Genomic DNA, 23,821 nt, shown 5'->3' with positions numbered 1-23,821 from the left:
ATTGACACGACTATGTCTAGACCTATAGCTCTCATCACTGGCATCACGGGGCAGGATGGCTCTTACCTCGCTGAGCTACTTCTATCCAAGGGATACGAGGTGCACGGTACGTTGCGCCGAGCCTCTTACTTCAACACGGCTCGCATCGAGCACCTATACCTCGACGATTGGGTGCGTGACCAAGGGCAGCGACGCAAGATAGAGCTTCACTGGGCCGATATGACGGACAGTTCGTCACTTATTCGTATCATTCAGGAGGTGCGTCCTACGGAGATCTACAACCTAGCGGCTCAGAGCCATGTCAAGGTCTCCTTTGACGTGCCAGAGTACACGGGTGACGTAACCGCCATCGGTACGCTCAGACTACTCGAGGCGGTGCGCATACTAGGTATGAGCCAGTCGGTACGCATCTACCAGGCCTCCACGAGTGAACTATACGGTCATGTGGCGGAGACACCGCAAAATGAGTTGACCCCCTTCCGCCCCTGCTCGCCCTATGCCTGCGCTAAGCTCTACGCTTACTGGATCATTCGCAACTATCGGGAGAGCTACGGTATGTTTGCGGTCAACGGGATCCTCTTTAACCATGAGAGTGAGCGACGGGGCGAGAACTTCGTCACTCGTAAGATTACGATGGCGGCAGCGCGTATCAAGCTGGGACTGCAGGACAAGCTTTACCTAGGCAATCTCAATGCGCTCCGTGACTGGGGCTATGCGCCTGACTACGTCTACTGTATGTGGCTGATGTTGCAAAACGAAAAGCCCGAGGACTTCGTCATCGCTACGGGCGAGCAGCACTCGGTGCGGGAGTTTGCCACGCTCGCCTTTCGCTATGTCGGCATCGACCTTGAGTGGCGAGGCGAAGGGCTTCACGAAGAAGGGGTAGACCGTGCCACGGGGCGTGTGCTGGTTGCTGTGGACGAGAGCTTCTTCCGTCCCGCTGAGGTGGAGACGCTCCTGGGCGATCCAACGAAGGCGCGCCAGCTCCTCGGCTGGAACCCACGGATGACTCCTTTTGAGGAACTGATCAAACGTATGGTCGAGAGTGATCTAGAGCTATTTGCCCAAGAAGAGCGTAAGAAGCTATGAAACAATTGACACCTGAGAGCCGCGTCTATGTGGCTGGACATCGAGGCTTGGTGGGATCGGCGATACTCCGCCAATTGCAAGCTCGTGGCTACCAACAGCTGATCACCCGCACGCATCAAGAGCTAGACCTACTGGATGCGGTGGCGGTGGAGCAGTTCATGCGTGAGGAGAGACCCGACTACATATTCCTCGCAGCGGCGCATGTGGGCGGGATTATGGCAAACCAGACCTATCGTGCCGACTTTATCATGAACAATCTGGGAATCCAGCAAAACGTCCTCACCTCTGCGCTACGCAATGGGGTCGAGGGGTTGCTCTTCCTCGGCAGTAGTTGCATTTACCCTCGGCTCGCGCCTCAGCCGATGCGTGAAGATGCGTTGCTCACCTCGCCACTGGAGTACACCAACGAACCGTACGCTATCGCCAAGATAGCGGGAATGAAGATGTGCGAGAGTATGAATCTCCAGTACGGTACGAACTATCTCTCGGTCATGCCGACCAATCTATATGGTTATGGGGACAACTTTGACTTGGTCAACAGCCACGTCCTCCCGGCTATGATTCGTAAGCTACATCTAGCGGGAGCGTTGCTTCGTGGCGACCTAGCCGCACTACGACGGGACGTGGCGCAGCGTCCGTTGGCAGGCTTGACAGAGCAAAGTAGTCTGGAGGAGTTCACGGCAGAGCTAGCACGTTACGGCATCACGCCCACCAGTTTGCAGCTGTGGGGCACCGGGTCGGCACTGCGTGAGTTCATGTGGAGCGATGACTTAGCCGAGGCTTGCATAACCATTGCCGAGCGGGTCTCCTTTGCTGAGCTATATCCAGCTGGCGAGCAGGAGATCCGCAACACGCACATCAACATTGGTTCTGGCGAAGAGGTCTCCATTCGCACGCTTGCCACGCTCGTCGCTGAGGCGACGCACTACGAGGGACGCATCGAGTGGGACAGCACAAAGCCCGACGGCACCCCTCGCAAGCTCCTCGACCTGACGCGTCTCACCTCCCTCGGCTACACCGCCACGACGCCCCTCGCCGTCGGCATCCCCCGCCTCTACGACTGGTACTGCCAGCACTAAAAACAAAGAAAACTATGGCAAATATAATAGATGCTATCTGCAACATAACCTCCCTTACCTCTTTGGAGCTTACTAGCCTGTCGAATTCGAAGAATAGAGCGAACTCGATGGGTGAGAGCCTAGAGATGTTTGTCAAAGATTTATTTGCTGGAAGCTATAATACAAGCAGTTCAAGTAAGCGAACAAAGCTACTGGCAAATACTTTCAGCTATCTAGGAAATCAGAACAATCCGCCTGATGCGATTTTGCTTAATGGAGATGCTCTAGAAATTAAGAAGATCGAAAGTGTCAGCTCTTTCTTAGCTCTAAACAGTAGCTATCCTAAGCGACAATTACACTCTTCCGATCCAATGCTTAGTACTGCATGTCGCAATTGTGAAGAATGGACGACAAAAGACCTTATCTATTCGGTTGGCTTCGTAAAGAAAAATCATCTTCGTGCGTTGGCGATGGTATATGGAGATCTATATTGTGCAGATGCTGAAACATACACAAAAATCAAGAGACACATTAAAGAAGGAGTAGAGCAGATAGAGGGCATTGAGTTTGCTCAGACAAAAGAATTAGGGAAAGTCAATCGTGTCGATCCTCTTGGGATAACTTATTTACGTGTCAGAGGAATGTGGGGGATTGAAAACCCATTTACTCTCTTTCAAGACTTATACAAGATTAAAGAGGAAGATTGCTTTGACCTAATTGCCGTAGTAGAAGAGAATAAGTATCTATCATTTGACAATAGGTACAAGCTTGAGTCTCTTTCGAAGAGTCTCAAAGGACTATCTATCAAGGATGCCAAAGTAAGAGAGCCAAATAATCCTGCTCTCCTCAAGAATGTCAAACTAATTACCTATAGTATCTCTCATGAGTATGACGCTGATTAGCCTGTTTTCTGGTGCGGGGGGGATGGATTTAGGATTTCATAAGGCTGGATTTACCACCATACTTGCCAATGAGTATGACAAGACAATCTGTCCTACCTTCAAGCACAACTTTCCTGATGTGCCCCTACTAGAGGGTGATATCCGTAAAATCCCAGAGAGATTATTCCCTCGCCATATAGATGGTATTATCGGAGGTCCTCCATGTCAATCTTGGAGTGAAGCAGGAGCCTTAAAGGGTATTGAAGATGCTCGTGGACAGCTTTTCTTTGATTACATACGCATCCTCAAGTATACACAGCCGAAGTTCTTTGTCGCAGAGAACGTGTCTGGCATGTTGTCTAAACGCCATCAAGAAGCGGTGCAAAACTTCATTAATCTCTTTGATCAAGCAGGATACAATGTCTTCGTTGAGTTACTGAACGCCTATGACTACGAAGTCCCAGAAGACCGCAAGCGTGTCTTTTATATTGGATTTCGAAAAGATCTTGACATCAAAGAGTTTGAGTTCCCAGTTCCTATACCTAAGCGATTGACGCTACGTGACGCGATATGGGATCTGAGAGACACTGCAATTTCTGCTAGGGACTCTAATAAGAGTAACGAAGATGCTTGTCTAGTCCCGAACCATGAATACTTCACGGGTAGCTACTCTCCTATCTATATGTCTCGCAATAGAGTTCGCTCATGGGATGAGCCAGGCTTTACAGTCCAAGCTAGTGGCAGGCAATGTCAGTTGCACCCCCAAGCTCCTAAGATGCAAAAGATAGAAACAAACAAGCATATCTTTGACCCGCTTAATGAAAAGCTATATCGTCGTATGACTGTCAGAGAGGTGGCTCGAGTACAGTCCTTCCCAGATGACTTTCTCTTCATCTATGATCAAGTCAATGATGGGTATAAAATGGTCGGTAACGCAGTCCCTGTGAATCTTGCTTACCACGTGGCTCTGAGTATCAAACAGGCTCTCAAGCAAGCTGGTCTTGAAATACATAAGAGCGAACCCTTTGTAGAGCAACAATCCCAAAGGTCTATGACTCAATCCACGCTATTCACACAATAAGCTACGCATCTATGTCCGCAATACAGATACTTTGGGTCGATGACGAGATAGATCTCCTGAGACCGCACATCATATTCCTCGAGCAGCACGGCTATGAGGTCACCCCTTGTGTGAGTGGCGCCGATGCCCTTGACCTGCTAGAGGAGCGGTCCTACGACTTAGTCTTCCTCGATGAGCAGATGCCAGGATTGTCGGGACTAGAGACGCTCGCTCGCATCGCTCCGCTCTACCCCTACCTCCCCGTCGTCATGGTCACCAAGAGCGAGGAGGAGCACCTCATGAATGAAGCCATCAGCCGTCAGATAGCCGACTACCTCATCAAGCCAGTCAATCCGCACCAACTGCTCCTATCGCTCAAGAAAGTACTGCACCGAGAGCAGATCGTCACCGAGGCCACACAGCAAAACTACATACAAGCCTTCCGGGAGCTATCTTTACGGATCAATAGCGCTGGTACCATTGATGAGTGGATGTCCATTCATAAGGAGATCTCCAAGTGGGTCATGCAGGTGGACAACTACCTTCCCGACATGGCCGAGACGCTGCAGTCGCAGCGTGACGAGGCGAATAGACTCTTCGCCAAGTACATTACTAAGGAGTACGAAGGGTGGATACAAGATCCGAAGTGCGCTCCGCTGATGAGCCATACGCTGATGCGCGACAAAGTCTTCCCCTTGCTCGATCGTGGCGAGCGTATCTTCCTAATCCTCATCGACAACTTCCGCTGGGATCAGTGGCTTGCCGTGCAGGAGATGCTGAGCGGACTCTTCACCTTCGACGACGGCATGTACACCGCCATCCTGCCGACAGCCACGCAGTATGCACGCAATGCGATCTTCTCTGGGCTCATGCCCCTTGAGATTGCGAAAACCTTTCCCGAGCTGTGGGTTGATGAGGAGAGCGAAGAGGGCAAAAATCTCAACGAAGAGCCCATGATCGCAAGCCTTCTCAAACGTTATCGCAAGCCCTATAGCTTCGCTTACCGCAAGGTCTACGAGACCTCCTTCGGCGAGCGACTCCTCGGTCAGCTCAACGAGCTACAGGACAACCCGCTCAACGTCATCGTCCTCAACTTTGTCGATATGCTATCGCACGCTCGCACCGAGAGCAAGATGATCCGCGAGCTGGCCAGCAGTGAGGCCGCTTACCGCTCCCTGACACAGAGTTGGTTCCGCCACTCGACCACCTATCGGCTCTTCGAGCAGGTCGCTCAGATGGGCGCCAAGATCATTCTGACCACCGACCATGGTTCCGTCCGCGTGCGCAAGCCGGTTCAGATCATTGGCAATCGCAACACCTCTACCAATCTGCGCTACAAGCTGGGCCAAAGCCTCTCTTTCAATGCTAAAGAGGTCTACGCTCCTCGCAAACCTAAAGATATCGGTCTCCCCGTCAATCATCTGACAGACGGCTACGTCTTCTGCTACGAGCAGAACTTCTTCGCCTATCCCAACAACTATAACTACTACGTCAACTACTACCGTGACACGCTCCAGCACGGAGGCATCTCTATGGAGGAGATGCTCGTGCCCTGCATCACGCTCACGCCTCGCTAATACCACTAACTATATGCGTCTCACACTACAATCCCTTGCCGACCTCCCACGCATAGCCCAGGAGGTGCACACACGACTTGCCGACTACCCCGTTATCGCCCTACAGGGGGATCTAGGAGCGGGCAAGACGACACTTGTTCACGAGCTCTGCCGTCTCGATGGCGCCAGCGAAGAGGAGGTCGTCAATAGTCCCACCTTTGCCATTGTCAACGTCTACACGACACAGTCCGACGACACCATCTATCATATAGACTGCTACCGCCTGGAGAGCCTCGCAGATGCCGACCAGATAGGGCTAGCCGAGTATATCCGCTCAGGCGCTCGCTGCTATATCGAGTGGCCCGACGTCATCGCCCCCCTATCCCCGAGGACACCGCCGTCATCCACATCGAGGCGCAGCCCGACGGATCCCGCCTCATCACCCTCCTCACCGAGTAAGCTCGCACTCACATCGGCTCGGCTCACTAGAGCTAGGGGAGGAAGCGCTGCAAAGGTACTACACACCCCACGGGAGCTCCTCCTCTACTGCTGTCAAAGGTCACGAGCACGCCTCAATGACAGCCCACCACCCCGAATGGCTTATATCCCGAAAGAGCAAAGGTCATCACGCTACACCCTCTCCTATTATTATGGAGTAAAATCTTCTGAGCTAACCAAGGGTCTATCGGAGAAGACATGTACCCATTTTGCCCGTTTCGGGTACATATCCGAGACAACGTGTACCCGTTTTGGCGTTTTCGGGTACATATAAGAGAAAACATGTACCCGTTTTGCCACTTTTGGGTACATATCGGAGCGTGGCGCATGCCGGATAGAATAGATCAAGGCGGACTAGACACTGTCGTCTAGCCCGCCTTGCGCGTTATTGCTATTTGAGACTGTTGCATAAAGGCGAATCGCTGTGTTGCTTTCGGGATTCGGCTTCGGTCACATACGGAGGTATGCTCCCTTCAGACCTCACCCTCAGCGCCTTGCGCTTCATCCTTTCTGCAAAGTCTAGACAATCTTGCACGCAAGATTGTGAGACTGTTGACTTTTGCAACAGTCTCATGTGCTAGATAGCGGATTACTTGTGATAGGCGCGGACCTCGGTGATCACCCCCTGAGGCGTGATGTAGACGTACTCATCTTGCTGACCTCTCCGCTCTATCTCAAAGCAATAGTAAGAGCCACGAGGCATCTCTACAAAGTCAATATCGTCAATGCGCGCATTAGGATACTTCTTTTGGAGCGCCTTCATGACGACAGCGGGGACATTTCTCCGAGCGACATCCCAGCTCGTGGAGACCCACTCACAGGAATTCGTGAAGAGCACCTCCTTATCCTTCTTGTCGTGCCGTATCTCCACCTCGACCATGCCTTTGTCGTAGTCCACCTCTAGGATACGCGCGTTAGCGTAGCGCTCATTTAGGAATTTCGAGCACTGCTCACTAAGGTGCCAATCCTTCGTTGGTCCGCAAGAAGCAAAAAGTGCAGCACTGCAAGTTAGCAGTAGCGCCATAAATAGGATTCTTTTCATAGGTTCGTTATAGGCTTATTAGATTAGTCGTATTGGAGGGAAGAAAGATCCTTCCCCCAACCGCAAAGATAGGACTAATTTTCCACAGCTCTCGGCAGGCTATTCACTCAGCTCACTACTCGTCAGGGGGACTATTGGTTGATCACTTGCTGGGTGGCAGCTAGCTCTCGATCAGCGTAGAGTCAGTGTGATCCAAGGTACTTCAGGTCGATCTCTTGACGCGGAATAGTCTTCTCTGAGAGAGTTTTAATAAGCTTGCTTTCCTCGTTTTCCTTCTCAAGTGCTAGAATAAGCTTGCCCTCTTTTGTTTGGAACATCTTACCGATGAGTAGCTTGAAGTTCGACGCTACAAACTCCTCTTTAGAGATCCCCTCTAACTCTATTTGATAGAACTCGTACTTATCTTTGTATGCAGCAATGATGTCTTGCCTAAACAGGTCACGGAGGAAGCGATCTACGCTTGCACTATATCCACGGCTCTGGACATAAGCGGAGAGGACATATAGGAAGTTGATATCGTAGGTGAGCACTAGGAGTGTGTCTCTATCGAAAAGTCGATTCTCAAAGTGATAGCTGTAGTGCTCCTTATCCTCCTTTGTGAGCTTGCTGTCAGCATAAGACAAATCCTCTGGATCTATAAATCCACGGATGAAGAAGTTTGGTGTAGGATTGTATCCCTCCGTCAGCTCATCTCGATAGCGCAGATACCCGCTTTCCTCTTGTCTGTTGAAGAGGTCTATATTGTATTGGATAACATTCTTAGCATAGGTTATCTGCTTATATCGTGAGTTTTCGTCAAAGCTGTTGCCCTCTTTGTAGTACTTGCTATCACCTATGAAATAAATGTCATCGTCATCGACAAGAGACTTGTCTCGGTAGATGTGGTCTATGATTTTGCCGTCTTTTTGTTCTTTCAGACCTTTCGGGAGCTCTGAATCGCCTATCAAGCAGTCGATCATATCCTCAAAGACGATGTTGAAGTTGCGGACGAGCAGTCGCTCATTCGGGACTCTCTTCTGTGCTACCTCCTCAGCTCGCTCGTAAAAAGCATAGAGCAGGTTCCACAGTTGCACCAGCTCATCTTTGAAGTACTTACCTCGTATCTTGCGTAGATATCTAGTTCCTTTACCACACTCTATCATATTAGCTATGCGGTGAGGCTTCTCTGTCTTGTAGTTTAGGTGTCGCTGCACTACAAAGTGGTAGCTCTGCTTCAAGTAATCAAGCGTGGAGTAGAAGAGGCAGATAAGCTCTTCGTCATAGTCGATGGTCTTATCTTTAGTCCTGCACTCTAGATAGTAAGGGGTCTTACCGTTGACTAGAGGAGTGGTCGTACGTATAGTCTTGGTCCAGTGTATCCTATGCTGACCCGTATGCTTAATAGTCGCTATATAAGTAAAAAGCGACTGATGCTCCCTATTGAAGCGCAAGAGAGACAGTACATGGTCTAGTAACGTGACCCCATCTTTGCCCTTGTGTCCTACGACACCCGCTAGGCTACGCTGCGAAGTAATCTCATTGCTAGGGTGTCGCTCGTTGAAAAGTGCAATAGCCTGATAGAGCCATGCTGAGAGCCTGAAGAGAAAAGCTTGATCATCTGCAGAAAGTGGTTCCTTCTCACTCTGTGACTTACATAAGCGCTTGGGGTCATACCTCTTGAAAGCAAGGTTATCTACAATAAAGACCTTAGGCAATATGAAAATCGTCTCTGCCGATGCCACATCATAGTAGTACCCCACATAAGGAAGCTTGACATCCCCATCTTTTAGCTCGATAGGGTCAATGCCCTCTAGAGATGGGAGCTCTTCGGGCTTATACCTATACTCTTCAAATAGTATCTTCACGACAGTCCAGCTATGATGACCCCGGATTAAGCCGTTGTCTCTGTAGAGGTAGTCTCTGTTGCTGCAGATGTGCTAGCTTCTGCTGTAGATGTCTTTTCCTGAGTCACTGGAGGTACCTCAAGGTAATTCATAAAGCCATTTAAGAGGTCAGTACTGCAATCCTTGTAGAGATCATTAAAGCTAAACTCCTGCTCCTCTTGTTCCTCTTTTGTCGTGTAGCGAAAGAAATTATTCTTTGTGTGGAACTCATCTTTGCACACCTCATGCCATAGGTAAAACATTACCTTGCTCTTGAACTCGTCTTCACCTACAAAGTCCTTGATAAAGAAGTTGCCCATCTGCTTATCTTCAGAGTCAGTCACTTCAAGTATTCGCTCATTGACCTTCTCAAGGAAGTCTACCCAACGGTATTTATTACAGCCTATGGTGATGGTGTATTTTCCAGAATCTATATCTGGGCTATAGTTAATCGGTACATATTTCCAATTCCATCGACGCTTGAAGGCGCTATCCATAGGAAAGAGCGACTGATCAGATGTATTCATCGTAGCGATGATGTGAAGGTTGGAGGGTAAGCACAGATTACCACCTTTGATACCCTCATGCGTCACTCCTAGCTTACTCTGTAGATAACGAGTGAGGTCTTCGTCCGCCTTAATCTTGTACTCAGAGACACCATCGCCATCTCTATCTAGTAGCTGGAAGAGGTCGCCAAAGATTTGAGCACAGTTTCCTCTGTTTATCTCTTCAATAATGAGATACACAGGCTTAGGCTCAGACTCAGACTCAGAATGCACCTCCCAAGCCCGTACATAAGCATTCGTAAATACTTGCGGGGAGAAGTCGTATGTGATAGTCTCATCGCTGTTGAGTAGCCCTTGCTCGGCAAGATAATCTCCGACAGCGATAGCAGTATTCATCTGGGCATAAGGGTCAAAGCTAATGCCAGCTGTGTTTTGCAATTCTTCTCTTAGCCACTTCTTTTCGGGTTTTGAGATGTTTTGAAGAGAGGCATGATACCTTGCTGCAAACTTATCTACTGGGTAGGATTCAGTCTCTGAACGAAGCGTCTCAAAACACTGCAAAAGCTCCTCTTTAGTCAAGTTTGTATCGTCCTTTGATCTCACAACTGGCTTGTAGCATCCTACGAAGCTCGCATAGTCACTGTCTGGGTGGAAGGTCGTACGAAAAATGTTCTCTTCAGGCACCCCCGCCTTCCGCATAGTTTCTTTGACTATGTAAGATTTGCCACTACCAGGTGCGCCAAAGTAAATGGTTTGAAGAAGCTTATCGCTCCCACTTAAGGTGCCGTGTAGCCCTAGCAAAGCTTGATTCAAGAGATCAGTCGCTTCATCTTTCGAAGCAAGATACTTACACATCTCAGCTACATAGGACTGAGAGACATTTACTAGATTACATACGGACAGAATAGGTGAGTAAAAATAGTCTCCTCTATCTATAGACTTGCCTCCTCGCCACCACTCATAGTCAGACAAGAATTTAACAAGCAGCTCTCTCTCTTGTCCATCATAACCAAGATTATTTACTACTTTTTCTGCTTTAGCCTTATTACCCTTGTAAGAAGAAATATCAACCTCATCGTGAAGTGCCTGTTTGTACAAGCTCAGCTCTTTGTATAGAGGGACACAAATAGCAGCTAGGTACCACAATTGATTGGGAAGATATATGTCTAACCTTCCAGAGACAATAAAGCTGTGCCTTAAGTACTTTATTGTGTAGTTATCTACCTTGGGTACAAGCTTCTTGAATTCTGCTGGTAAAGGACAGTCAGCTTGCAGTACAGACTTGTAGTCTGATACCTTTTGAGCTAGTTCCGCTTCTAGTATGGATAAATCTTTCATTGTCTTATAAGTTGCTTTATGATTTCTTGAGACAGTCTTTTAATGACTGGGATAGCTACACTATTTCCAAACTGTCTGTACGCCTCTTTTTTAGATACGACTATTCTAAACTCAGGATCGCTCTCATTGTAAGCAAGATTAGATGCACTTTCTGTATGCTCCCATCCACTCCCGATAACTCTATACCCTTGAAGTCTACCAGCCTCTACAGGTGTTAGCATCCGAGGGTTTAGCCCTCGATTGGATTGATCAATCAATATCTCACTGCCATCTTTCCAATATCGAGCAGATATGGTACTAGTATAGACGCTATTGCCCGTGAACTTTGAATACCCAAACCCTTTACCGTTCAAGCGATTTCTTTTTTTCCGAGTTTGATGTCCGAGCCACATCCTATCGCTTATTGTAAATCCGTCTCTCTCTATAGATTGAGGCTCAAAGATGTCAGAAACTTTCGTCCGTATAGCACATCTCTTTGCCATCTGCTTGTCATATATCGTATTGCCTTCGGCATCTATTCCATAGGGAAATAGAAACCTATCGGCACTTATCAAGTCCTTACTCCAAGCTACAATGAATAGTCGTTCCCTATTTTGAGGCACACCAAAGTATTTAGCGTTAAGAACCTCGTACGAGTACCTATATCCTAACTCTTCAAGGGTGTTGAGAATCACTCTGAGCGTATTTCCTTTGTCGTGTGTTCTGAGTCCGCGGACATTCTCCAAAAAAAGGACCTTAGGGGGATTACCTTCTTCTATTTTGCTTTTAACGATGTTCGCAATGTTAAAGAATAGCGTTCCTCGAGTATCTTCAAATCCTCTCCTTAAACCAGCAACAGAAAACGGCTGACAAGGGAAACCCGCACAAAGGATATCAAACGGAGGGATGGATGCAGGATCAACCTTGGTGATGTCTCCGGCAAACAGTCCTCGGCTAAACAGCTCTGGGGCTAACTTTCTATAGTTTGCCTCATAAGTTTGTCGAGCATACTGATCCCACTCGCTCGCAAAGACACACTGAGCTCCGACACTGTGCATAGCTAGGTGAAATCCTCCAATCCCAGCAAAAAGATCTATAAACGTCAGAGGAGAATCCTCTTGAAAGTCTTCTCCATACGACATGCTCAGCTTTTTCGCCTTAGAGTCGAGAATCTGCTCCCAAAGACCTAGAGTTTGATCTCTCATTAGATTTCAGTGTGTTGTCTTTTGCATTTTAGGATATGATGACACCATCAGTTCGGCTTACTTGACTGCTAATTTCTATTGCTTCTTATCCTCTTGATTTTGACTGCAAACTTACAGAAATAGATTGTCAAAACCAAACAGCGAGCTGTTCTTCAACTTGGCAAACTAGGCTAAGCCCTTTGAAACGACTACCATGTGGTAAGCAGGCTAGAGTATAGTCTAGCAGGACGGAGTCTGTTGTGTCAAAGGTTACAGTGTCCGTTGCGTCAAAGGTTACAACGTCGTGATTTTAACGGGAACGGACGCACAGGTCGTGCGTCCATACACTTCGTTACTCGTCTCACCTCCCGAGGAAATCGGAAATCTCCAGGGAGAAAACGAAAATTCTCCACGGAACCGGGAAATAAAAGTTCGGAAGAATGAAATGAAACTTCGGAAGAAGCAAATCAAAGTTCGGAAGAATTTTTTTATGCCTCGGTGGGGGATTTTCGGTTTCTACCGAGGCATTTGCGATTTCCTCGGAGGTGTGGTGTCAGGGGCTCTGAAGGGTATCGGAGTGCCTCGGAACCATCGGAGCCATCAGAACCATCAGAATAATCGGACTTCTAACCTCTAATCTCTATCTTCTAATCTCTAAGGTCTAGTCTCTAACCTCTTTTTCGTATCTTTGTAAGCATAATACTTAGGACAAGAAATCATTATGGCATCACAAGAAGATCTCTTTAAGAAGATTGTATCCCACTGCAAGGAGTATGGGTTTGTCTTCCCTTCATCTGATATCTACGACGGGCTGAGCGCTGTCTATGACTACGGTCAGAACGGTGTAGAGCTCAAAAACAATATCAAGCGCTACTGGTGGGAGGCGATGACGCGCCTACACCCTAACGTGGTCGGTATCGATTCGTCGATCTTTATGCACCCAGATATATGGCGGGCTTCGGGACATATAGATGCTTTCAACGATCCACTCATTGATAATAAAGATTCCAAAAAGCGTTACCGTGCGGACGTCCTCATCGAGGACCAGATCGCTAAGATCGAGGGTAAGGCGGAGAAGGAAATAGATAAGGCGCGTAAGCGTTTTGGCGACTCCTTTGACGAGTCGCTCTACCGCACGACCAATCCTCGTGTCAAGGGTTACCTTGAGCAGGCTGAGGCTCTGCGCCAGCGGATGGCTAAGGCGCTCAACGACAACGACCTCGAGGAGCTACGCCAGATCATCATAGACGAGAAGATCGTCTGCCCCATCAGTGGCACGACGAACTGGACGGAGGTGCGTCAGTTTAACCTGATGTTTGCTACGGAGGTGGGTTCGACGGCTGATGGTGCCTCAACGATTTACCTACGCCCCGAGACGGCTCAGGGGATCTTCGTCAACTATCTCAACGTGCAGAAGACGGGACGCATGAAGCTTCCCTTCGGTATTGCGCAGATTGGTAAGGCCTTCCGCAATGAGATCGTGGCACGTCAGTTTATCTTCCGTATGCGTGAGTTTGAGCAGATGGAGATGCAGTACTTCGTACAGCCAGGCACTGAGCTAGAGTGGTTTGAGTACTGGAAGAAGCTGCGCCTGCACTGGCACTACGCTCTAGGCTTCCCGCAGAGCGACTACCGCTACCACGATCACGAGAAGCTGGCGCACTATGCCAATGCTGCGACCGATATTGAGTACCTCATGCCCTTTGGCTATAAAGAGGTGGAGGGGATCCATAGTCGTACGGACTTTGACCTATCGCGCCACGAGGAGTTCTCGGGCAAGAAGCTCCGCTACTACGATCCCGAGACGAAGGAGTCCTATATCCCATACGTCGTGGAGACCAGTATCGGCGTGGATCGTATGTTCCTCTCGGTGCTCTGTGGCTCCTACAAGGAGGAGCAGACGGAGAGTGGCGAGACCCGCGTGGTCCTGTCGCTACCGCCGGCACTAGCACCAGTCAAGCTGGCTGTCCTGCCACTCGTACGCAAGGATGGACTGGACGAGAAGGCGCATGAGGTGGTACGTCTCCTGCACCTGGACTTCACCTGTCAGTATGATGAGAAGGATAGCATCGGCAAGCGCTACCGTCGTCAGGACGCTATCGGTACGCCTTACTGTATCACCGTGGACCACCAGACGCTTGAGGACAACACGGTCACCCTACGTGATCGCGACACGATGCAGCAGGAGCGTATCGCTATCGCCGAGCTACACGACCTCATCGCCCAGCGCACCAGTATCAATACGCTACTTAAGAAGATCGAAGATGAAATATAGTATATCCCTCAAGGCTTCCCTAGTCATGCTGCTCTCTCTACTTCTCTTAGCATCTTGCGAAGACCCTATCGATGCCACGACTCAGTGGCGCATTAACAATGAGAGCTCTTTCAAAGAGTACGCCTCAAAAGAGGACTATAAGAAAGCCTCTATCCCAGGCTCCTCAGCCTATGTCTACATGAAGTGGCTCGCCCATGGCGAGGGTAAGGAGTACCCCATCGAGACCTCTCGCATCAAGTGCCACTACGAGATGCGCATGCTCGTGGGGAATAAGGTCGTGGATGGTAACTACGGCTCGGAGCGTTCAGCTGAGTTTACGATCAACCGTGGTCCGAAGAAACAGCTCGTGGAGGGAGCCCGCATCGGCCTCCAGCAGATGGTCGTAGGCGACGAGGCGGAGATTATCATCCCCTGGTACTTAGCCTATGGCGAGAGAAGGACTGAAGAGATCAGTCCTTACTCAGCGCTAAAGTTTCGCGTCAAGCTCGAGGAGATCATCCCCGAGACCCAGCGCGCAGCGGAGGCTCACGAATAAACTTGTCCTACTATCAACCTTAAATCTAACCTATGAAGATACTACTAACTAACGATGATGGCGTCCACGCACAGGGTATCCGTGAACTGGCAGAGACGCTCGCCCAGATAGCGACGGTCACGGTCGTCGCTCCCACGGAGCCCCGCTCGGGAGCCTCCTCGCAGATTACCTCCCGTACGCCACTACGGATCACCCTTATGGAGGAGAGCGAGCAGCTACCCTATCAACTGTACAGTTGCTCGGGAACGCCTGTGGACTGTGTCAAGCTGGCACTGAACACGATCTTTGCGACTACGCTTCCTGACCTTGTGGTGTCGGGGATTAACCATGGGCGCAACGATGGCATCTGCGCGATCTACTCAGGTACGGCGGGCGCTGCCATAGAGGCTGCCATAGCTCGTATACCTGCGGTCGCTTTTTCGCTTGCTGACCACAGCGACAAGTGTGACTTTAGCGAGGTGTGTGCCTTTGCCAAGCAATTTATCCCGCAGGTGATGGAGCATGGACTACCTCGCACGACGATGCTCAATGTGAACTTCCCGAAGGCTCCCGCCAAGGGGATCAAGTGGGCTCCCCAAGGGACGGGACGCTTCGTCAATGAATACATGCGGTCGGAGACGCCTCACGGCACGCCTGTCTACTGGATGCAGGGCGACCAGGTGGATCCTGATCACCGTACGGGGACGGATCACTACTGGCTCGTCGAGGGCTACGCTACGATAGCGCCTCTACAGATCGATATGACGGATCACCCCTTCCTAGAGCGGGCTACTAAGGAGTGGCCTCTACAGCTCTAGCGTAAGCCTCTCATGTAAGCTATGAAATATCTGCTCATAGCTGGCGAAGCTTCTGGCGATGAGCATGGTGCACGGCTCATCGCCTCACTAAAAGCGGTCGATACGGAGGCCGCTTTTGCCTTTATTGGCGGGGACAAGATGGCGCAGCAGGCGGGTGTCGCTCCGCTTTACCACTATCGTGAGATAGCGGTCATGGGCTTCACAAGCGTACTGCGTAGTATGCGCAAGATAAGTCACGCAGCACAACTCTTGCGGGAGGAGATGACTTCGAATCCTCCTGACGTGGTGATCCCGATCGACTACGGAGGCTTTAACCTGCGCTACACGCTCCCGATGGCGCATCGTCACGGGGTGCCTGTGGTTTACTACATACCGCCTAAGGTGTGGGCATCGCGTCGACGGCGTATCAAGCAGCTTAGGAGTTACACGGATCTCTGCTTGACGATCCTTCCCTTTGAGGCGGACTATCTCTCGCAGCGTGGTGTCCTTGCTCGCTACGTGGGCAACCCGAGTATACAGAGCGTGGGCGAGCTACTGGCGAGCAATGCTAAGCTATGCGACACGGTACGACCTTACATAGCGCTCCTCCCAGGGAGCCGCGAAGCGGAGATAGCGCGCAACCTGCCGATCATGTGCCAAGCGATCGACCTCCTGCCAGCGCCCTGGCGAGCAGTCATCGCAGGAGCGCCGAGCATTGACCGAGCGCACTACACTCCTTATATAAATGAGCGCATAGAGCTGGTCACCAACGAGACGCTACCGCTATTGGCTGGCGCCTCCGCAGCGCTCGTCACCTCAGGGACGGCAACGCTCGAGACGGCGCTCATAGGTACTCCACAGGTGGTCGCCTATCGGCTCCCTGCAGGTCGCTTAGCGCGCTGGGCTTTTGACCATCTACTGCCGATCCGTTACTTCTCTTTGGTGAACCTGATCGCAGAGTGTCCCGTCGTCGAGGAGCTACTAGGCGACAAGGTGACACCACGGCGACTTGCTCAGGCGCTCTCCCCGCTCCTAGAGCGTGAAGGCTCGGCCTATCAGCTGCAGCAAGCGCACTACGACGAGATTCGTCTGCGACTAGACCCGTCACGTGTCGCTTCGCAAGTAGCAGCCGAGACCATCTACCACGCACTCACGACGCAGTGGGAGCCGACCCGCTGGACTACCGAAGACTGATCCTACTTAGTCGCTTTGTCTAGAGTTTGCTGCGACAGTATCAACACAGAGAGCGGGTCTGCTCAGTGACGAACAGACTCGCTCTCCTTATATTGGGGAGACTAGTGGCGATGCCTTAGTCTCGCGTTGTGACTAGCTGGCTGAGCTACGCCTCCTTGCCGAGAAGTATCTCGAGACACTTGGCAGCTGAGTAGGCGACAGGTGTACCTGGTCCGAAGATAGCTGCCACGCCTGCTTTGTAGAGGAAGTCGTAGTCCTGAGCTGGGATGACACCGCCAGCGGTGACGATGATGTCGGGGCGACCGAGCTTGCGTAGCTCCTCGATGACCTGTGGGATAAGCGTCTTGTGTCCTGCTGCCAGCGAGCTGACGCCAAGGATGTTGACGTCGTTCTCGACAGCCTGACGAGCGCTCTCCTCAGGAGTCTGGAAGAGAGGACCCATATCGACGTCAAAACCGCAGTCGGCGTAGCCAGTGGCTACAACCTTAGCCCCACGGTCGTGACCGTCTTGTCCCATCTTGGCAATCATAATACGAGGCTGACGCCCCTCACGCTCTGCAAACTCTGCGGCAAGTTGCTTGGCATACTCCAGCTGCTTGTCGTGTCCTGACTCTTTTGAATACACGCCACTGATCGTTCTAATTACTGCACTGTATCGTCCGACGACTGCTTCGCAAGCGTCGGATATTTCGCCTAGCGAGGCACGTAGACCAGCTGCTTTGACAGCTAGCTCGAGAAGGTTGCCCTGCTTGGTACGTACACACTCGGTGATCTCCTTGAGAGCTGCCTGTACGGCTTGCTCATCGCGATTGGCACGGAGCTCCTTGAGACGAGCTATCTGGCTCTGACGCACGGAGGTGTTGTCGATCTCTAGGATTTCAATCGGATCCTCGTGCTCTAGGCGGTACTTATTGATACCGATGATGACCTGCTGGTTGGAGTCGATGCGGGCCTGCGTACGTGCGGCTGCCTCCTCGATACGCATCTTGGGAAGGCCAGTCTCGATAGCCTTGGCCATACCACCTATCTTCTCAACCTCCTGAATGTGCTCCCACGCTCTGTGTGCGATCTCGTCGGTGAGCGACTCTATATAATAGGAGCCTCCCCATGGATCGATAGAGCGGCAGACCTGCGTCTCCTTCTGAATGTAGATCTGCGTATTACGAGCGATACGAGCCGAGAAGTCGGTCGGCAAGGCGATCGCCTCATCGAGCGCGTTGGTGTGTAGCGACTGCGTGTGTCCGAGAGCGGCAGCCATAGCTTCGATACAGGTACGCCCGACGTTGTTGTAGGGATCCTGCTCGGTGAGCGACCATCCAGAGGTCTGGCAGTGCGTACGGAGCATGAGCGACTTAGGATTCTCAGCGCCAAAGCTCTTGACCACCTTAGCCCAAAGCATACGTGCAGCACGCATCTTAGCAATCTCCATGAAGTGGTTGACGCCGATGCCCCAGAAGAAGGAGAGACGTGGCGCAAACTTGTCCACAGGGATACCAGCATTGATACCAGCGCGGAGGTACTCGATACCGTCAGCGATGGTGAAGGCTATCTCTATGTCGGCTGTGGCGCCTGCCTCCTGCATGTGATAGCCTGAGATGGAGATAGAGTTGAACTTCGGCATCTTCTGAGAGGTGTACTCAAAGATGTCGGCGATGATCTTCATTGAGAATTCGGGCGGATAGATATATGTGTTGCGCACCATGAACTCCTTGAGGATATCGTTCTGAATGGTGCCCGCCATCTCCTCGAGCTTAGCGCCTTGCTCTAGACCCGCATTGATGTAGAAAGCGAGGACTGGTAGTACCGCCCCATTCATTGTCATGGAGACAGACATCTTGGCTAGGGGTATACCGTCGAAGAGTACCTTCATATCCTCCAGCGAGCAGATAGAGACACCCGCCTTGCCCACATCGCCCACGACACGTGGGTGGTCGGCGTCGTAGCCTCGGTGTGTCGGGAGGTCGAAAGCGACCGATAGTCCCTTCTGACCACTCGCCAGGTTACGACGATAGAATGCGTTACTCTCCTCTGCCGTCGAGAAGCCTGCGTACTGACGTATCGTCCACGGACGGAACGGGTACATCAAGCTGTATGGGCCACGAAGGAAAGGAGGCAACCCCGACACGTAGTCGAGATGCTCTAGACCCTCTATATCGTCAGCCGTGTAGACAGGCTTGACTTTGATCTGCTCAGGCGTCGTCCAGTTCGCCTCGAGCGCATGCTCCTTGCCCCACTTAGTGGCATCGGTGCGTCCAAACTGAGAGTGACTCAGGTCAATCTCTTTATATAATGGCTTTGTCATTTGTGTGTGTTACTTAGAGGGTTACTACGCTAGTCCGAAGATCTTGTTGAAGTGTTGCAGCGTCTCCAGCACGTTGCTACGGACATGGATGAAGTGCTCGATGCCGAGAGCCTGTAGTTGCTCCGTGCAGGCAGGATTGCCCGCTACGACAAATTGCGCTCTGCCGTCGAGTAGTCGGAACGCCTCAGGAGCGAAGGTCTCGTACTCGTCATCGCTAGAGCAGAGCACCACAATGTCTGCCTTAGCTGCGACAGCTGCGTCGATACCCTCTTGGACTGTTTCGAAGCCCAGGTTGTCAATGAGCTTGTAGCCAGCGCAACCGAAGAAGTTGCCCGAGAACTGTGAGCGAGCGAGTCTCATCGCTAGATTGCCGATCGTCAGCATGAAGACGACAGGCTGCTTGCCACGCTCCGTCGTCAAGCGGAGCGTCTCAAACTCATTAGCACCACGGTCGAAGTTGAGTGGCTGTAGTCCCTCCTGCTTTTCACCAGCAGAGCAGCCACATCCTGAGGTGATGACAGCGGGTGTCGCGAGCTTCTCGTGAGCTGTCTCCGTGAAGTTTGGAAATTCGTTAGTACCCAGTAGCGTCTCCTTACGCTTTGCTACAGCTCCGTGGCGCTGCGTATTGGTCTCCTGGAGGTCACGCTGTAGAGCGCCCGTGGTGACAAAGCTCTCGAAGCCACCCTCGCTAGCGCTGATCTCACCAAAGAGCTGCCAAGCTTGCTCGGCAATCACATTGGTCAAGGTCTCTATGTAGTAAGAACCCGCAGCGGGGTCAACCACCTTGTCGAAGTGGCTCTCCTCGCTCAGCAGGAGCTGCTGATTGCGAGCGATACGCTCGGAGAAGTCGTTGCTCTCCTCGTAAGTAATGTTGAACGGTAGCACCGTAATCGAGTCAACACCGCCCAAGGCTGCCGACATCGTCTCCGTCTGCGAGCGGAGTAGGTTGACATAAGCATCGTAGATGGTCATATTCCACTGCGAAGTGGTAGCGTGCTGGCAAATCTTAGCCGCATCGCTCTTGTACTGGTCGCCATGCGCCCCGATGATCTCGGCCCATAGCCAGCGAGCTGCACGAAACTTCGCCATCTCGAGGAAGTAGTTTGAGCTAATGCCGAAGTGGAACTTGATCCTCCGAGCTATCTCCTCGACCTTGTGCCCACGAGCCACCATCTGGTCGAGCACTTCCGCACCCCAAGCGAGAGCGTAGGCGAGCTCCTTGACGATGCCCGCACCAGCGTTGCTCAGCATAGACGCTTCTACGATGTAAAGGCGTATCTGTGGAATAGGCTTGGCAATGTTGTAGAGTTGCTCTAGGATATCGTAGCGCTGTGCATTGACCATACCCTTCATCAGTTCCATCTTGAAGGGGTTGTACTCGATAGCGCCCCTTACGGCTGCGCCATTGACCTTATGCTTCTGTACGTAAGCGACGAAGAGCTCTGCCAGCTCGACCGTACGAGAGATGCAGGTTGAGAGATTGATCTCTACAGCCGTCAGGTCTATTCCCTTGAAGAGTGTCTCCAGCGTCTCAGCAGAGAGTATCGTCTTAGAGATCTTAAATCCTAGGGAAGTGACCCCCTTGTTGAGTATATCTAGAGCCTTAGCATTTGCCTCAGCGGGATCCGAAACCTTGATGTCTTGGCGGACGAGCCACTCATTGTCTAGCTTCGTCGATCGCACGTAGGGATACTCACCAGGTAGTGCCAGACGTGAGGCATATTGAGCGATGTCTTCGCGTCTGTACATAGGCTGTAGACTAAAGCCTTCGGGCGTACGCCATACGAGCCGCTTGTCAAAGGAGGCACCCTTGAGATCGACCGTGACCTTCTCCAGCCACTGCTCTTTGCTTACGGGAGGAAAGTCCCCAAAGAGCCGTTCTCTTTTATTTGCCATATCGTATTATGTGTGTGTTGTGTGAATTGATTACGCAAAAGGTGCAACAATGAGGACTCTCTCCTATCCGATAGAAGCTAGTCGACCGTGTTGCTATCCGCAAAGATAAAAATTTCTCTTCAATAGAGCGTCACCTAAGCCTATTGTCCTCACGACAATAGCGCCAAAGGCTACAGATCTACGAAGCTCTTACGACGCAAGACGAAGTCGCGTCCGAGGTACTTCTCACGCACGAGAGCGTTGTCTGCAAGCTGTTCGGCCGTACCCTGAAAGAGCACCTTACCCTCGAAGAGTAGGTAGGCGCGATCCGTGATACTAAGCGTCTCATTGACATTGTGATCCGTGATCAGGATGCCGATGTTGCGCTGCTTGAGCTTAGCCACGATAGACTGTATGTCCTGCACAGCAATCGGGTCGACACCAGCGAAGGGCTCGTCCAGCATGATAAACTTCGGATCGATGGCAAGACAGCGAGCTATCTCGACACGTCGACGCTCACCTCCCGAGAGCCTATTGCCCTGATTGGTGCGTACCTTGTGCAGACCAAACTCCGCGATCAGCATCTCCAGTCGCTCTTGTTGCTGCTCTGGCGTGAGTGGTGTCATCTCTAGCACCGCCTTGATATTGTCCTCTACCGAGAGCTTTCTAAAGACCGAAGCCTCCTGCGCTAGATAGCCGATGCCGAGGCGGGCCCGCTGGTAGACTGGGAGCTTCGTGATGTCCTGCTCATTGAGGTATATCTTTCCTCCATTCGGCACGACCAGCCCCACTGTCATGTAGAAAGTCGTCGTCTTGCCCGCACCATTAGGACCGAGTAGTCCGACGATCTCTCCTTGGCGTAGCTCAATAGAGACATCATTGACCACCGTACGACTGCGGTAGCGCTTCACCAGATGCTCCGTACGCAAGAGTCCCGTCTCACCTTTGTGGCGATCAGGAGAGAGTGCCTCTGTGGTATCTATAGTCTCAGTCATAAGCTATACAAAGAGTAAGATGAGTAGCTGCGTTAAGATAATGCGGACGAACATCCCCAACGGGTAGACCGTAGCATAAGCAACCGTGTGCTTACTGCCACTCAGGCGGTCACCGACCACCTCCAGAGCCATCGGATTGGCCATGCTACCGCACATCACACCGCACATGGTAGCGTAGTCTCCACGCTTGCGACGTAGCATATACCAGCCGATCAGTAGGATAGGGAAGACCGTCAGCAAGGCACCATAGCCAAGCCATACCAAGCCACGCGTACTCAGCAGGATGTCAAAGAAGCCAGCCCCAGACGAGAGTCCCAGACAGCCTAGGTAGAGGATCAGTCCCAGCTGTCGTATCAGCAGACTAGCACTATTGGTAATGTAAGTGGTCACATGCATACGAGGCCCGAAGGCTCCCATCAGGATACCGATGATGATACCACCACCCGCCAGTCCTAGTCGTATAGGCATGCTCACACCAGGGATGTAGAAGGGGATCATACCGACGAAGACACTGATAAAGAGACCGATGAAGAGCCCCAGTAGATTGGGCGTGTCCAAGTCCTTGATCTCGTTGCCGATCTTGGCTGCAACTGCATCCGTAGCCTCTTTAGTCCCCACGACCGTCATACGGTCTCCTAGCTGCAGGTGCAGGTCTGGTGAGGTGAGTAGCTCGATGCCCGCACGATCGATGCGCGTCACATTGACCCCGTAGTCATTGCGCAGGTGTAGGGCACTGAGGCGCACACCGTTGTACTCCTTGCGGGTGAGGACAAGGCGCCTAGAGACAAGGCTTTGGTCCACACTATCCCAGTCAATGTCGGAGCGGTTCCAGTCCTTCTCAACTTTCTTGCCAAAGAATAGCTCCAGCTTCGGCACCTCCCGCTCATCCGAAACGACCAGCAGGCGATCACCCTCCAGGAGCTGCGTCGACGAGTCGGGAGACAGAGCCTTGCCATCACGCCATATGCGACTAATCACAAAGGAGCTCTCAGCCACCCGAGAGATCTCAGAGATCGTCTTGCCCACGACCCCCATATTCTTCACCTCATACTCGCTAAAGAAAGCTGCATGCTCCTCTTCGTCAGACTGACTCTTGGCACGCTTTTTCGCCAAGGGAGCCAGTACGTAGAGCGCTAGTATGACCCCTACCACACCAAAGGGGTAGGTGATCGCACACGCCAGCGCCATCTCCGCGAGCACGCTCTGTCCATCAGGCCCGACACTCGGCAAGCTACTCTGCGCTGCTGCTAGGGCAGGCGTATTCGTCGTAGCACCCGACAGGATACCGACCCACTCACTCATAGGCAACTCAGAGACGTAGAAGAGTCCCACGACCAAGGCAATATTCACCACGACCAATAGGAGCGAGTCTATATTGTCTTGTATACCACCCTTCTTGAGCGAGGGAAAGAAAGCTGGACCCACCTGAAGACCTAGGGCATAGATAAATAGAATCAGCCCGAAGTTCATCCCAAAGTCTAGCGTCCTAGCCTCTAGCGTGATACCCCAGTAAGAGAGCAGGATACCGACGAAAAAGACAAAGGTCACCCCGAGAGAGATACGGGCTATGCGAATGCGTGCCAAGAGCAACCCCACCAGTGAGACCAGTGAGATCACAATAATCGATTGAGGCACCGAAGGTATGACGAAGAGCTCGTTGAAAAATGCTCGCAGACTATCCATACATGTATCTTAGTAAAGTGAGGCTCCTCCACAGGAGCCATACAACGTAGGAGCGCATCATCCAAACTAAACGCTCCAATACTAACGCAAAGGTACAAAATTAGAGATTAGACGTTAGAGATTAGATGCTAGA

18 protein-coding genes are annotated in these 23,821 nt (G+C 51.4%); 10 read left to right on the top strand and 8 right to left on the bottom strand.

Features of this window, described 5'->3' with window-relative positions; translation table 11 throughout:
* Window positions 1-12 precede the first annotated feature (12 nt).
* From gmd to tsaE, 6 genes are read left to right on the top strand one after another with little or no spacing between them, the layout of a single operon-like run.
* Window positions 13-1,089 (top strand): GDP-mannose 4,6-dehydratase, encoded by a 1,077-nt coding sequence (gene gmd, locus PORUE0001_RS02355; RefSeq protein WP_007364910.1) that lies wholly within the window; start codon window positions 13-15, stop codon window positions 1,087-1,089.
* Window positions 1,086-2,168, top strand: coding sequence for a GDP-L-fucose synthase family protein (locus tag PORUE0001_RS02350; protein ID WP_039865349.1), 1,083 nt, complete (start codon window positions 1,086-1,088; stop codon window positions 2,166-2,168). Before gmd ends, PORUE0001_RS02350 begins: the two co-directional genes overlap by 4 nt.
* A 14-nt stretch (window positions 2,169-2,182) precedes the next feature.
* Window positions 2,183-3,049, top strand: coding sequence for an NgoPII family restriction endonuclease (locus tag PORUE0001_RS02345; protein ID WP_007364887.1), 867 nt, complete (start codon window positions 2,183-2,185; stop codon window positions 3,047-3,049).
* Window positions 3,036-4,109: a DNA cytosine methyltransferase gene (locus PORUE0001_RS02340; protein ID WP_081454294.1), complete on the top strand. Its 1,074-nt coding sequence runs from the start codon at window positions 3,036-3,038 to the stop codon at window positions 4,107-4,109. Before PORUE0001_RS02345 ends, PORUE0001_RS02340 begins: the two co-directional genes overlap by 14 nt.
* Window positions 4,110-4,120: 11 nt before the next feature.
* On the top strand, window positions 4,121-5,665 hold the full coding sequence (locus tag PORUE0001_RS02335) for a bifunctional response regulator/alkaline phosphatase family protein (RefSeq protein WP_007364885.1): 1,545 nt from the start codon (window positions 4,121-4,123) through the stop codon (window positions 5,663-5,665).
* 13 nt (window positions 5,666-5,678) lie between these two features.
* Window positions 5,679-6,416: a tRNA (adenosine(37)-N6)-threonylcarbamoyltransferase complex ATPase subunit type 1 TsaE gene (tsaE, locus tag PORUE0001_RS10830; protein ID WP_007364846.1), complete on the top strand. Its 738-nt coding sequence runs from the start codon at window positions 5,679-5,681 to the stop codon at window positions 6,414-6,416.
* Window positions 6,417-6,731: 315 nt separating this feature from the next.
* Here tsaE and PORUE0001_RS02330 read toward each other — a convergent pair whose 3' ends face one another.
* From PORUE0001_RS02330 to dcm, 4 genes are all read right to left on the bottom strand, one after another.
* Entirely contained in the window at window positions 6,732-7,184 is a 453-nt protein-coding gene (locus tag PORUE0001_RS02330) for a PepSY-like domain-containing protein (RefSeq protein WP_039865347.1), read from the bottom strand.
* A gap of 182 nt (window positions 7,185-7,366) precedes the next feature.
* Window positions 7,367-9,028, bottom strand: a complete 1,662-nt coding sequence (locus PORUE0001_RS02325; RefSeq protein WP_007364872.1) for an LlaJI family restriction endonuclease — start codon at window positions 9,026-9,028, stop codon at window positions 7,367-7,369.
* A gap of 26 nt (window positions 9,029-9,054) precedes the next feature.
* Window positions 9,055-10,890 (bottom strand): AAA family ATPase, encoded by a 1,836-nt coding sequence (locus PORUE0001_RS09780; protein ID WP_007364883.1) that lies wholly within the window; start codon window positions 10,888-10,890, stop codon window positions 9,055-9,057.
* Window positions 10,887-12,074 (bottom strand): DNA (cytosine-5-)-methyltransferase, encoded by a 1,188-nt coding sequence (dcm, locus tag PORUE0001_RS02315; RefSeq protein ID WP_007364902.1) that lies wholly within the window; start codon window positions 12,072-12,074, stop codon window positions 10,887-10,889. Before dcm ends, PORUE0001_RS09780 begins: the two co-directional genes overlap by 4 nt.
* Window positions 12,075-12,774: 700 nt before the next feature.
* Between dcm and PORUE0001_RS02310 the strand changes: the two genes are divergently transcribed.
* From PORUE0001_RS02310 to lpxB, 4 genes are read left to right on the top strand one after another with little or no spacing between them, the layout of a single operon-like run.
* Window positions 12,775-14,328 carry a glycine--tRNA ligase gene (locus PORUE0001_RS02310; RefSeq protein WP_007364875.1) on the top strand — a complete coding sequence of 518 codons (1,554 nt, stop codon included), beginning with the start codon at window positions 12,775-12,777 and terminating at the stop codon, window positions 14,326-14,328.
* The gene (locus PORUE0001_RS02305; RefSeq protein ID WP_039865346.1) at window positions 14,318-14,863 is read left to right on the top strand and encodes an FKBP-type peptidyl-prolyl cis-trans isomerase; all 546 of its coding nucleotides are present in this window, start codon (window positions 14,318-14,320) and stop codon (window positions 14,861-14,863) included. The genes PORUE0001_RS02310 and PORUE0001_RS02305 overlap by 11 nt, the downstream gene beginning before the upstream one ends.
* A 32-nt stretch (window positions 14,864-14,895) precedes the next feature.
* A complete protein-coding gene (gene surE / locus PORUE0001_RS02300) occupies window positions 14,896-15,660 on the top strand; it encodes a 5'/3'-nucleotidase SurE (protein WP_007364886.1) in 765 nt (254 codons plus the stop codon).
* Between the two features lie 21 nt (window positions 15,661-15,681).
* Window positions 15,682-16,833, top strand: a complete 1,152-nt coding sequence (lpxB, locus tag PORUE0001_RS02295) for a lipid-A-disaccharide synthase (protein WP_007364905.1) — start codon at window positions 15,682-15,684, stop codon at window positions 16,831-16,833.
* Window positions 16,834-16,978: 145 nt separating this feature from the next.
* On the opposite strand, the gene scpA is transcribed toward lpxB, so the two are convergent.
* From scpA to PORUE0001_RS02275, 4 genes are all read right to left on the bottom strand, one after another.
* Window positions 16,979-19,135, bottom strand: a complete 2,157-nt coding sequence (scpA, locus tag PORUE0001_RS02290) for a methylmalonyl-CoA mutase (protein WP_007364862.1) — start codon at window positions 19,133-19,135, stop codon at window positions 16,979-16,981.
* 24 nt (window positions 19,136-19,159) lie between these two features.
* The gene (gene mutA, locus PORUE0001_RS02285; protein WP_007364904.1) at window positions 19,160-21,031 is read right to left on the bottom strand and encodes a methylmalonyl-CoA mutase small subunit; all 1,872 of its coding nucleotides are present in this window, start codon (window positions 21,029-21,031) and stop codon (window positions 19,160-19,162) included.
* Between the two features lie 170 nt (window positions 21,032-21,201).
* Window positions 21,202-22,005 (bottom strand): LPS export ABC transporter ATP-binding protein, encoded by an 804-nt coding sequence (gene lptB, locus PORUE0001_RS02280; RefSeq protein ID WP_007364865.1) that lies wholly within the window; start codon window positions 22,003-22,005, stop codon window positions 21,202-21,204.
* Window positions 22,006-22,008: 3 nt separating this feature from the next.
* Entirely contained in the window at window positions 22,009-23,688 is a 1,680-nt protein-coding gene (locus tag PORUE0001_RS02275) for a putative transporter (protein ID WP_007364853.1), read from the bottom strand.
* Between the last annotated feature and the right edge of the window lie 133 nt (window positions 23,689-23,821).

The sequence above is a fragment of the Porphyromonas uenonis 60-3 genome (assembly GCF_000174775.1).
In the GTDB taxonomy this organism is placed as follows: domain Bacteria; phylum Bacteroidota; class Bacteroidia; order Bacteroidales; family Porphyromonadaceae; genus Porphyromonas; species Porphyromonas uenonis_A.
Note: the sequence above shows the minus strand (reverse complement) of the source record. Positions and strands in the feature narration are given on the sequence as shown.

Bases quoted from the DNA above. Each gene is read 5' to 3' on its own strand.
- mutA (WP_007364904.1), bottom strand. From the start codon at position 21,031: ATGGCAAATAAAAGAGAACGGCTCTTTGGGGACTTTCCTCCCGTAAGC.
- PORUE0001_RS02340 (WP_081454294.1), top strand. From the start codon at position 3,036: ATGACGCTGATTAGCCTGTTTTCTGGTGCGGGGGGGATGGATTTAGGA.
- PORUE0001_RS02275 (WP_007364853.1), bottom strand. From the start codon at position 23,688: ATGGATAGTCTGCGAGCATTTTTCAACGAGCTCTTCGTCATACCTTCG.
- PORUE0001_RS02330 (WP_039865347.1), bottom strand. From the start codon at position 7,184: ATGAAAAGAATCCTATTTATGGCGCTACTGCTAACTTGCAGTGCTGCA.
- lpxB (WP_007364905.1), top strand. From the start codon at position 15,682: ATGAAATATCTGCTCATAGCTGGCGAAGCTTCTGGCGATGAGCATGGT.
- PORUE0001_RS02335 (WP_007364885.1), top strand. From the start codon at position 4,121: ATGTCCGCAATACAGATACTTTGGGTCGATGACGAGATAGATCTCCTG.
- dcm (WP_007364902.1), bottom strand. From the start codon at position 12,074: ATGAGAGATCAAACTCTAGGTCTTTGGGAGCAGATTCTCGACTCTAAG.
- PORUE0001_RS02345 (WP_007364887.1), top strand. From the start codon at position 2,183: ATGGCAAATATAATAGATGCTATCTGCAACATAACCTCCCTTACCTCT.
- scpA (WP_007364862.1), bottom strand. From the start codon at position 19,135: ATGACAAAGCCATTATATAAAGAGATTGACCTGAGTCACTCTCAGTTT.
- PORUE0001_RS02310 (WP_007364875.1), top strand. From the start codon at position 12,775: ATGGCATCACAAGAAGATCTCTTTAAGAAGATTGTATCCCACTGCAAG.
- PORUE0001_RS02305 (WP_039865346.1), top strand. From the start codon at position 14,318: ATGAAATATAGTATATCCCTCAAGGCTTCCCTAGTCATGCTGCTCTCT.
- tsaE (WP_007364846.1), top strand. From the start codon at position 5,679: ATGCGTCTCACACTACAATCCCTTGCCGACCTCCCACGCATAGCCCAG.
- gmd (WP_007364910.1), top strand. From the start codon at position 13: ATGTCTAGACCTATAGCTCTCATCACTGGCATCACGGGGCAGGATGGC.
- surE (WP_007364886.1), top strand. From the start codon at position 14,896: ATGAAGATACTACTAACTAACGATGATGGCGTCCACGCACAGGGTATC.
- PORUE0001_RS09780 (WP_007364883.1), bottom strand. From the start codon at position 10,890: ATGAAAGATTTATCCATACTAGAAGCGGAACTAGCTCAAAAGGTATCA.
- lptB (WP_007364865.1), bottom strand. From the start codon at position 22,005: ATGACTGAGACTATAGATACCACAGAGGCACTCTCTCCTGATCGCCAC.
- PORUE0001_RS02350 (WP_039865349.1), top strand. From the start codon at position 1,086: ATGAAACAATTGACACCTGAGAGCCGCGTCTATGTGGCTGGACATCGA.